This is a genomic window from Streptomyces albidus (ex Kaewkla and Franco 2022) (assembly GCF_013870515.1).
Taxonomy (GTDB): domain Bacteria; phylum Actinomycetota; class Actinomycetes; order Streptomycetales; family Streptomycetaceae; genus Streptomyces; species Streptomyces albidus.
Window position 1 is genome coordinate 1 of the sequence record NZ_JACBXA010000226.1, and the last position, 9,726, is coordinate 9,726.

A 9,726-nucleotide genomic window follows, 5' to 3' on the forward strand; every position below is an offset into this window, starting at 1 on the left:
CGCGGCGCGGGCCGCTTCCTTGCGGGCGGGGAGCGCCCCCGCCACCGTCAACTCCTCGGTGCCGGTGAGGAGATCGACCACGCGCGTGGCCAAGACGGCCCGGGAAGGCGCGAGTTGGCGTTCGGTACGGCGGGAGAGCGTGCCGGTGAGGAGTGGCACCGCCGCTCCCGCCGCGAGAAGGCCGAGAGCGAGCACGGCTCCGGCGGCAGGGAGCACGGGGCCGGTGAAGGCGACGGCGGCGAGGCCCACCGTGACCGCGACGGAGGCGGGCAGCAGCCAGCGCAGGAAGTGGTCCTGGAGGGCGTCGACGTCGCTGACGAGCCGGGTGAGCAGGTCCCCGCGCCGGGTTCGGCGCAGCGCGGCGGGAGCGAGACGTTCGAGCCTCGTGTAGACGCGGACGCGGACGTCGGCGAGCACGCGGAGGACGGCGTCGTGCGAGACGAGCCGCTCGGCGTAACGGAAGACGGCGCGGCCGATCCCGAAGGTGCGGGTCGCGGTGACGGCGACCATCAGATAGAGGACCGGCGGGTGCTGGGAGGCACGCGAGATCAGCCAGCCGGAGGTGGCCATGAGACCCACGGCGGAGAGAAGGGCGAGCGAGCCGAGCAGGAGGGCGAGGGCAACTCGTGCGGCGGGCGGCCGCATTCGCCCCGTGCCGGTCGCCACGGAGCGCTTCGATGCACGGCCCGCACCCCGGAGAAGGCCGGCGATCCCTCCCTTCGCCCCGGTACGGGGAATCGCGCTCAGATGTTCCGGGGCACCCGCCCCTGGGCTCTCCTCGTCGAGGGGCGACGGCTGTGCGGGAAGGGGCGCCGCGACACGTCCAGGGGTCTCCCCCATCGCGCACGCCGCATCCTCGGACGGCCCGAGCAGGGGCTGCGGCCGCAGCGTGACGACCCGGTCCGCCAGCGAGAGCAGAGCCGGGCGATGGGTGACGAGGACGACTGTGCGGTCCCGGGCGAGGCGCCCGATCGCCGAGATGACGGACGCCTCCGTCTCTCCGTCCAGCGCAGCCGTCGGCTCGTCCAGGAGCAGCATGGGCCGGTCGGCGAGGAACGCGCGTGCCAGGGCGAGGCGTTGGCGCTGGCCGGCGGAGATGCCCGCGCCGCCTTCGCCGAGGACCGTCGTCGCCTCCAGCCGGGCGTCGGCGTCGGCGAGGGCGGCGCGCACCTCCTCGTCGGTGGCGGCGGGACGTGCCAGCCGGACGTTCTCCGCGATCGTGCCGGCGAAGAGGTGCGGGTGCTGCGGGACCCAGGCGATCTGGCTGTGCCAGCCGGGCTGCCGCAGTTCGTGGATGTCCGTGTCGCCGGCGCGTGCGTGGCCCGACGTGGGGCGGGTCAGACCCAGCAGGACGCGGAGCAGCGTCGTCTTCCCCGTGCCCGAGGCGCCGGTCAGCGCGACCGTCTCTCCCGGGTTCAGGGTCAGGTCGGTGGCCGGCAGCGACTCCTGGCTCCGGCCCTCGTGGCGTACGACGACGCGGTCGAGCGTGACCGTGGCGGCCCGCAGATCGGGGGCGCCAGTACGCGAGGTGGGCGGAGGCGCCTGCTCCAGCACGGCGAAGACCTCCTCGGCCGCCGAGAGTCCCTCCGCCGCCGCGTGGTACTGGGCTCCGACCTGGCGGAGCGGCAGATAGGCCTCGGGGGCGAGCACGAGGACGAGCAGCCCGGTGTGGAGGTCGAGTTCGCCGTGGACCAGCCGCATGCCGATGGCGACGGCGACGAGGGCGACGGAGATCGTCGCGAGGAGTTCGAGGGCGAAGGAGGAGAGGAACGCGATGCGCAGGGTGCGCAGGGTGGCGCGGCGGTAATCGGCCGTGATGGCACGGATGTTGTGGGCCTGCGCCTTCGCGCGGCCGAAGACCTTGAGGGTGGGCAGGCCCTCGACGACGTCCAGGAAGTGGCCGGAGAGCCGGGAGAGCAGACGCCACCGGCGGTCCATGTGCGCCTGGGTCGCCCAGCCGATCAGGGCCATGAAGAGCGGGATGAGGGGGAGGGTGACCAGGATGACCGCGGCCGAGAGCCAGTCCGCCGTGGCGATGCGGATCAGCACCGCCACGGGAACGACGACGGCCAGGGCGAGTTGGGGAAGGTAGCGGGCGAAGTAGTCGTCGAGCGCGTCGATGCCGCGGGTGGCCAGCGTCACGAGCTCACCGGTGCGCCGCTCCGCGCGCGCGGCGTCCTCGCCGCGCAGTCCTCTGGTGAGCGTCGCGTGGTGCAGCAACCGTTTGCGCAACTCGGACTTGACCGCCGCGCTGCTGCGGTGCGCGGCCAGCTCGGTGAGCCAGGAGACGAGCGCGCGGCCCACGGCGCTGGCGGCGAGCAGCAGCAGCGGCGTACGGAGCGATCCGGGCGAGGCGTGCCGCTGGAACGCCTCCACGACGACGTCCGCGATCAGCACGGCCTGTCCGATGACGAGCAGCGCCGAGATCATGCCGAGCAGCACGGACCCGGTCAGGAAGACGCGTGTCGTACGTGCGTGGGTGAGCAGGCGGGGATCGACGGGCTTCACGGTCACCCCCTCAGTGGTTCCCGGCGATGTGCTGGGTGCCGATGCGCTTGCGGAACACCCAGTAGGTCCAGCCCTGGTAGAGCAGGACGAGGGGTGTGGCGAAGGCCGCGCACCACGTCATGATCCGGAGCGTGTACGGGTTGGACGCCGCGTCCTGGGCCGTCAGGCTCCAGCGCGGGTCGAGCGAGGAGGGCATGACGTCCGGGAAGAGCGCGAGGAAGAGAGTGGCCACGGTCGCGGCGATGGTCACCCCGGAGAAAGCGAACGCCCAGCCTTCACGGCCCGCCGTGTTGGCGAGGACGGCGACGGGCAGGGCGACCAGCGCGGCGACGAGCGTGACGAGGCTCGCGGTGCCGCCGGTGTGCCTCTGGGCGAGGACGAGGAAGAGCCCGGTCAGCACCGCGGAGGCCACTCCCAGGAGGGTGGCCAGCCGGCGGGCGCGTGCACGGATGTCACCGGTCGTCTTCAGCGCCGTGAAGACCGAGCCGTGGAAGGTGAAGAGGACCAGGGTGACCAGGCCCCCGAGCAGGGCGTACGGGCCCAGCAGGTCCCCGAGCGTGCCGGTGTAGTTCTTGTCCGAGCCGATCGGTACGCCCCAGGTGATGTTCGCGAAGACGAGACCCCAGAGGAACGCGGGCAGCAGCGAGGTGACGAAGACTGCGGCCTCCCACCGGTTCTGCCAGCTCGTCTCCGGGCGCTTGGCGCGGTACTCGAAGGCGACGCCGCGCACGATGAGGCAGACGAGGATGAGCAGCAGGGGCAGGTAGAAGCCCGAGAACAACGTGGCGTACCAGTCGGGGAACGCGGCGAAGGTGGCTCCCGCCGCGCTGATCAGCCAGACCTCGTTGCCGTCCCAGACAGGGCCGATGGTGTTGATCAGTACGCGGCGTTCGCCGCGGTCGCGGGCGAGGAGCCGGGTGAGGACGCCGACGCCGAAGTCGAAGCCCTCCAGGAAGAAGTAGCCGGTCCACAGAACGGCGATGACGGCGAACCAGACATCGTGAAGTTGCATCGCACGCTCCTCAGTAGGAGAAGGCCATGGGCCGGTCGGGGTCGTGGTCGTGGCCGCCGATCCGGGTCGGCGGGTCGAGGTCGGACTCGGTCAGCTCGGGTGGCCCGGCCTTGATGTACTTCGCGAGCAGCTTGACCTCGATCACGGCGAGCACCGCGTACAGCGCGATGAAGACGAGCATCGAGGTGAGCACTTCGCCCTGGCTGACCGTGGGCGAGACCGCGGCGGCGGTGGGCAGCACGCCGTAGACGACCCAGGGCTGACGGCCGGTCTCGGTGAAGATCCATCCCCAGGAGTTGGCGATGAGGGGGAAGGCCATGGTCAGCAGGGCCAGCCGCCAGTACCAGCCGGTGAGGGCTGGCCCCAGTTCGCGGTCCCGGGTCAGCGCGAGGCGGGGGACCGCGTCGTCGCCCGTACGCAGCCGGGGCGAGAGCCAGAGCCTGCGCCGGGTGAGGTAGAGGCCGGCGGCGCCGAGGGCCAGCGAGGACATCCCGAAGCCGATCATCCAGCGGAACGACCAGTAGGCGACGGGGATGTTGGGGCGGTAGTCGGCGATGTCCAGGGTGTCGCCGTACTTCTCGCGCAACGCCTTCTGGGTGTCGTTGATGCCCGGGACGGCCTCGGAGAAGTTGTCGTGCGCGAGGAAGGAGAGCAGCCCGGGGACCTCGATCGCGACCTTGTTGTGGCCCTCGTCGACGTCCCCGTAGGCGAAGAGGGAGAAGGGCGCAGGCGCCTGCGTCTCCCAGAGCGCTTCGGCGGCGGCCATCTTCATGGGCTGCTGCTCGTACATGATCTTCCCGAGCCGGTCGCCTGTGACGGCGGTGAGCATCCCGGCGACGACCATGGTGATCAGACCGAGCCGCAGCGAGGAGCGCATCACCGGCACGTGCCGTCCCCGCATCAGGTGGTAGGCGGCCACTCCGACCATGAACGCCGCCCCTGTCAGGAAGGCGGCGGTGAGTGTGTGGGCGAACTGGGCCAGGGCCGTGTTCTGCGTCAGTACGCGCATGAAGTCGGTGAGTTCGGCCCGGCCGTTCTCGGGGTTCATGCGGTAGCCGACGGGGTGCTGCATCCAGGAGTTGGCGGCCAGGATGAAGAACGCGGACAGCACGGTCCCGACCGCGACCACCCACATGCAGGCCGCGTGGATGCCCTTGGGCAGCTTGTCCCAGCCGAAGATCCACAGGCCGATGAAGGTGGACTCGAAGAAGAAGGCGATGAGCGCCTCGAAGGCGAGCGGGGCGCCGAAGACGTCACCCACGAAGCGCGAGTAGTCCGACCAGTTCATGCCGAACTGGAACTCCTGCAGGATCCCGGTCACCACACCCATGGCGATGTTGATCAGGAAGAGCTTGCCCCAGAACTTGGTGGCCCGGAGGTACTTCTCCTTGCCGGTGCGCACCCAGGCGGTCTCCAGACCCGCGACGAGCGAGGAGAGGGAGATCGTCAGTGGGACGAAGAGGAAGTGGTAGACGGTCGTGACGCCGAACTGCCAGCGCGCCAGGGTCTCCGGCGCCAGAGCTGTGATCACCACAGGCTCTCTCCTTTGCCTCGCGCCGCCGCCGGCGAGGAGCTTCGTCCGCGTTCGGACGGAGATGACCGGGCCGGAACGGCGTTCGTGAATGAGTTCACATTCACAAGCAATAGTACGGTCGCCTTTTCCGGACGTCGCGGCGGGGTCCTCCAGGAACACTTCGACCCGCCCGCGGCGCGATGGGGAAGCGCCGGCGAGCGGGTCGGGAAGCAGTGATCACAGGTGCCCGGCGAGCCGGGCCCGGCCGGGCGAGGGGGTCAGAACTCGCTCTTGCGGAAGGCCGCGGCCGTCTGCAGGAAGAGGTCGTTGGCCTCGTCCTCCCCCACCGAGACGCGCACGCCCTCACCGGCGAAGGGACGGATCATCACTCCGGCCTTCTCGCAGGCCGCGGCGAAGTCGACCGTACGGTCCCCCAGCCGCAGCCACACGAAGTTGGCCTGCGACTCGGGCACGGTCCAGCCCTGCGCCACCAGTTCACGCGTGACCCGGACGCGCTCGGCGACCAGCCCTTCGACGCGCTCCAGCAGCGCGTCCTCGCTGCGCAGCGAGGCGACAGCGGCGTCCTGTGCGACCTGGCTCACGCCGAAGGGCACGGCGGTCTTGCGCAGCGCGGCGGCGACGGGCTCGTGGGCGACGGCGAAACCGACGCGGAGCCCTGCCAGCCCGTACGCCTTGGAGAAGGTGCGCAGCACGCAGACGTTGGGACGCTCGCGGTAGAGGTCGATCCCGTCCACGACGCGCTCGTCGCGCACGAACTCGCGGTAGGCCTCGTCGAGTACGACGAGCACGTCGTCCGGCACCCGGTCCAGGAAGCGCTCGAGGTCGGCGCGCGGGATGGCCACGCCCGTGGGGTTGTTGGGGTTGCAGACGAAGATGAGCCTGGTGCGGTCGGTGACGGCGGCGGCCATCGCGTCCAGGTCGTGCTCCTCGTCGTCCGTGAGCGGCACCTGCACCGAGGTGGCACCGGAGATCTGCGTGATGATCGGGTACGCCTCGAAGGAGCGCCACGCGTAGATCACTTCGTCGCCCGGCCCCGCGGTGCTCTGCAGCAGCTGCTGGGCGACGCCGACCGAACCGGTGCCGGTGGCCACGTGCTCGACGGGGACGTCGAAGCGGTCCGCCAGCTCGGCCAGCAGGGAGGTGCAGGCCATGTCCGGGTACCGGTTGGCGGCGGCCACCGAGGCGGCCATCGTCTCCATGACCCCCGGCAGTGGCGGGTAGGGGTTCTCGTTGGAGGACAGCTTGTACGCGGACGGTCCGGAGGCCGCCGCCCGGCCGGGCTTGTAGGTGGGGATCCCTTCGAGCGCGCCGCGCAGCCTGGGCGTCTTGTCACTCACCGCTGGTCCTCCTCGTCCCTGATGCGGACTCCAATACTTCTCACCTTAAGAGGAATCGCGAGAACGGCGTACGGGTCTGCACCATGAGCTCCCCCACGCACTCCCGCTCCGGTGGCGGAAGCGGTGGCGCGCGTCACTCATGAAGGTGAGTTGAGACCTCCTCGAGACATGGTCGTGTCCTCGGGCACAATCGCCCCCGGAGGGTGACAATATTTATGACGGGGCGTCAACTATCGAAGTTTCCAAGGTAGTTGGCGCTTGCGGAACGTGCAGAATCGTGCCTTCTGGTGCCCTCCCGGAGCGTCGCACACCCCCTCCGTCGCGGGCCTACGATCGGGTCGCCATGACAGCAGCAGAGAAGCATCAGGTAAGCCGGACACCGGCCACGCGCCGGGCCCGCGGGGGGAGCCGGCTGAACGGGCGCGCGGGCATCCGCGATGTCGCCGCCGCGGCCGGTGTCTCCATCACGACTGTCTCCGACGCGTTAAACGGCAAGGGCCGACTGCCCGATGCCACCCGTCGGCACGTCCGTGAGGTGGCCGAACGGCTCGGGTACCGGCCCTCGGCGGCCGCTCGTACGCTCCGCACCGGCAAGTCGGGGCTGATCGGGCTCACGGTCACGACGTACGGCGAAGAACCGTTCACCTTCACGGAGTTCGCCTACTTCGCGGAGATGGCCCGCGCCGCCACCTCCGCAGCGCTCGCACGCGGATACGCCCTGGTCATCCTCCCGGCCACCTCACGTCACGACCTGTGGTCCAACGTCGCACTCGACGGCACCGTCGTCATCGACCCCTCGGACGAGGACCCGGTCGTGTCCGAGCTGGTCCGCTCCGGTCTGCCCGTCGTCTCCGACGGGCGCCCCGCCGGCTCGCTGCCCGTCACCGCATGGGTGGACAACGACCACGAGGAGGCCGTGCACGGCCTCCTCGACCACCTCGCCGAGTCCGGCGCCCGCCGCATCGGGCTGCTGACCGGCACCAGCACCGACACGTACACGCGCCTGTCGACCACCGCCTACTTCGAGTGGTGCGAGCGCGTCGGGCAGGAACCGGTCTACGAGCACTACCCCGCCCACGACCCCTGCGCCGGCGCCGTGGCCGCCGACCGCCTGCTGGCCCGGCCGGACCGTCCCGACGCGGTCTACGGTCTCTTCGACCCGAACGGCACCGACCTGCTCGCCGCCGCACGCCGCTACGGGCTGCGCGTGCCGGAGGACCTGCTGCTGGTCTGCTGCAGCGAGTCCAGCGTCTACGCGGCCACCGAACCGCCGATCACCACGCTCTCCCTCAAGCCCGGCAGGACGGGGAACACGGTCGTCCAGCTCCTCATCGACGCCATCGAGGGCCTCGACGAAGGGCGGCCCGTGCACCAGGTGATGCCGACAGACCTCATCGTCCGTACGTCCTCGCAGCGCCGCCCGCCCCGAACCACCATCAGCGCGCCACGCTCTCCGTCGGCGGACTGACCGTCCTGACGGCCCTGCCGACGCAACCGGAGGACGGACCGCGGGCTCCTGACGGGATTTCAGGGGCGGACGAGAGGGGAATTTCCGGAGGAATGCGCCGGCCCCTCGCCCACGAGCCTCAATTGCCACCCCCAGGTGCGTCACAAGGCGCTACCGGCGTTCCTATGATGGGGCGCACGACACCGGGACCCGATCTCGACCTGTGGAACTGTGCACCAGTGGACCTCGGGTCAGCGCGGCAGGCGGCGGACGGCGGATCCGCCCGCCGAAGCAGACGGAGCGAGGTGCGGGAAGGTGCACGGCGGCAGGCGATGGTGGAGGGGTCGATGACTCAGGGGGCCGGTCAGGGACCCGAGATGTGGCACGGTGACGTTGCGTCGGCGCAAGGGGTGCCGGGGCACACACCACGCGTGGCACCGCCGGCGGGGTCACCCGTCCCGGGCCACACAGCACATCCGGCGCAGGAGCACCCGCCGTCGGCTCCGGCTCCGTCCAGCAAGGACGAGGAGCCGGACGAGCCCGAGGGCTACACCCCGACGCAGCGCGACCTGCCGGTCATCAAGTCCGGCGCGCACAGCGGGCACGAACCCACCCTCGTGGACGTCCCGGTGCAGAAGACCACCAACGAGGGAGACGGTCCGCTCTTCGTCGTCGGTGACGTGCACGGCTACATCGACGAACTGCGCGCGGCGCTCCAGGCCGCCGGGATCATCGACGGACATGACAACTGGACGGCGGACAACGCCCGTCTGTGGTTCCTGGGCGACTTCACCGACCGCGGGCCCGACGGGATCGGCGTCATCGACCTGGTCATGAACCTCTCCGCGCAGGCCGCAGCAGCGGGCGGCTACTGCAAGGCGCTGATGGGCAATCACGAACTGCTCCTCCTCGGCGCGAAGCGGTTCGGCGACACGCCCGTCAACTCCACTGCGGGCACGGCCTCGTTCCAGGCCGCCTGGCTGCTCAACGGCGGACAGCGCACCGACATGGAGCGGCTCGAGGAGCACCACATCCAGTGGATGTCGCGGCTCGACGCGATGGCGCTCGCCGACGGTCATCTGCTGCTGCACTCCGACGCCACCTGCTACCTCGACTACGGCACCGGCATCGAGGCCGTCAACGACGCCATCACACACGCCCTACAGCGCAACGACGCCGACGAGACCTGGGATCTGTTCCGCAAGTTCACCAAGCGTTTCGCCTTCCGCGACGAGTCGGGCCCGGAGAACGCGCGCGGGCTGCTCTCCGTCTTCGGCGGCGAGCGGATCGTCCACGGGCACAGCCCCATCCCGTACCTGCTCGGCGAAGTCGGCAGCGAGGACGAGGACGCCGCGCCGGACGTGACCGGTCCGCACGTCTACGCCGACGGGCTCGCGCTCGCGATGGACGGCGGAGTGACCATGGCCGGAAAATTGCTCGTCACACAACTGCCCCTGGCCGAATAGCCTGTTCACAGGCGGGCGTACGACCTCACGGGCAGGCGCGGAGGGCGCGGAACACATTGCCGGGAAGAGGCAATTACCGGAAACTCTCTCTCAAGGGGTGCCGGACTCCCTCTACCATCGGTCCTGCCGCAGCGAATTCCCCTACCCGTCGCCGTGGCCGCCCCGCCCGTCGACCGGCCCGTCAGCGGCCTTACGGAGCATCGGGGGATGCACATGAACAGCGCTCCGCACCTGTTGCCCGAAGACCGGCCCGAGTTCGAACGGGCCGTGGACGAGGCACTGCGTACGGCCGACCGTCGTCCTGCCCTGGCGGCGCTGGGCGAGACGCTCAACGCCGAGCAGCTGCGCACGATGGCGCTCAGCGCTGCCACCGCGATCGCCGCCAACGCCGCTGACGAATACGCCCACTTCGTCGGTCTCCG

The 9,726-nt window shown here is 70.5% G+C and carries 6 protein-coding genes and 1 pseudogene; 3 read left to right on the top strand and 4 right to left on the bottom strand.

Going from position 1 to position 9,726, the window contains the following annotated elements:
* The 4 genes from cydD to hisC form a co-directional block, all read right to left on the bottom strand.
* On the bottom strand, positions 1–2,508 hold a 2,508-nt coding region (gene cydD, locus H5J26_RS24515; protein WP_181768129.1), incomplete at its 3' end, for a thiol reductant ABC exporter subunit CydD.
* Between the two features lie 10 nt (positions 2,509–2,518).
* Complete coding sequence (gene cydB / locus H5J26_RS24520; RefSeq protein ID WP_181768130.1) at positions 2,519–3,520, bottom strand: cytochrome d ubiquinol oxidase subunit II; 1,002 nt, start codon at positions 3,518–3,520, stop codon at positions 2,519–2,521.
* Positions 3,521–3,530: 10 nt separating this feature from the next.
* Complete coding sequence (locus H5J26_RS24525; protein ID WP_181768133.1) at positions 3,531–5,051, bottom strand: cytochrome ubiquinol oxidase subunit I; 1,521 nt, start codon at positions 5,049–5,051, stop codon at positions 3,531–3,533.
* A 260-nt stretch (positions 5,052–5,311) separates the two neighbouring features.
* Positions 5,312–6,391, bottom strand: a complete 1,080-nt coding sequence (gene hisC, locus H5J26_RS24530; protein ID WP_181768131.1) for a histidinol-phosphate transaminase — start codon at positions 6,389–6,391, stop codon at positions 5,312–5,314.
* A 343-nt stretch (positions 6,392–6,734) separates the two neighbouring features.
* On the opposite strand from hisC, the gene H5J26_RS24535 reads away from it, so the two are divergent.
* From H5J26_RS24535 to H5J26_RS24545, 3 genes and pseudogenes are all read left to right on the top strand, one after another.
* Positions 6,735–7,859, top strand: a complete 1,125-nt coding sequence (locus H5J26_RS24535; protein WP_181768132.1) for a LacI family DNA-binding transcriptional regulator — start codon at positions 6,735–6,737, stop codon at positions 7,857–7,859.
* 311 nt (positions 7,860–8,170) lie between these two features.
* Positions 8,171–9,304 carry a metallophosphoesterase gene (locus tag H5J26_RS24540; RefSeq protein WP_181768134.1) on the top strand — a complete coding sequence of 378 codons (1,134 nt, stop codon included), beginning with the start codon at positions 8,171–8,173 and terminating at the stop codon, positions 9,302–9,304.
* Positions 9,305–9,511: 207 nt separating this feature from the next.
* Positions 9,512–9,726, top strand: a pseudogene (locus H5J26_RS24545) (hypothetical protein); the annotation flags it as partial.

Coding starts and splice junctions, on each gene's coding strand:
- cydB (WP_181768130.1), bottom strand. CDS start 3,520: ATGCAACTTCACGATGTCTGGTTCGCCGTCATCGCCGTTCTGTGGACC.
- H5J26_RS24535 (WP_181768132.1), top strand. CDS start 6,735: ATGACAGCAGCAGAGAAGCATCAGGTAAGCCGGACACCGGCCACGCGC.
- H5J26_RS24540 (WP_181768134.1), top strand. CDS start 8,171: ATGGTGGAGGGGTCGATGACTCAGGGGGCCGGTCAGGGACCCGAGATG.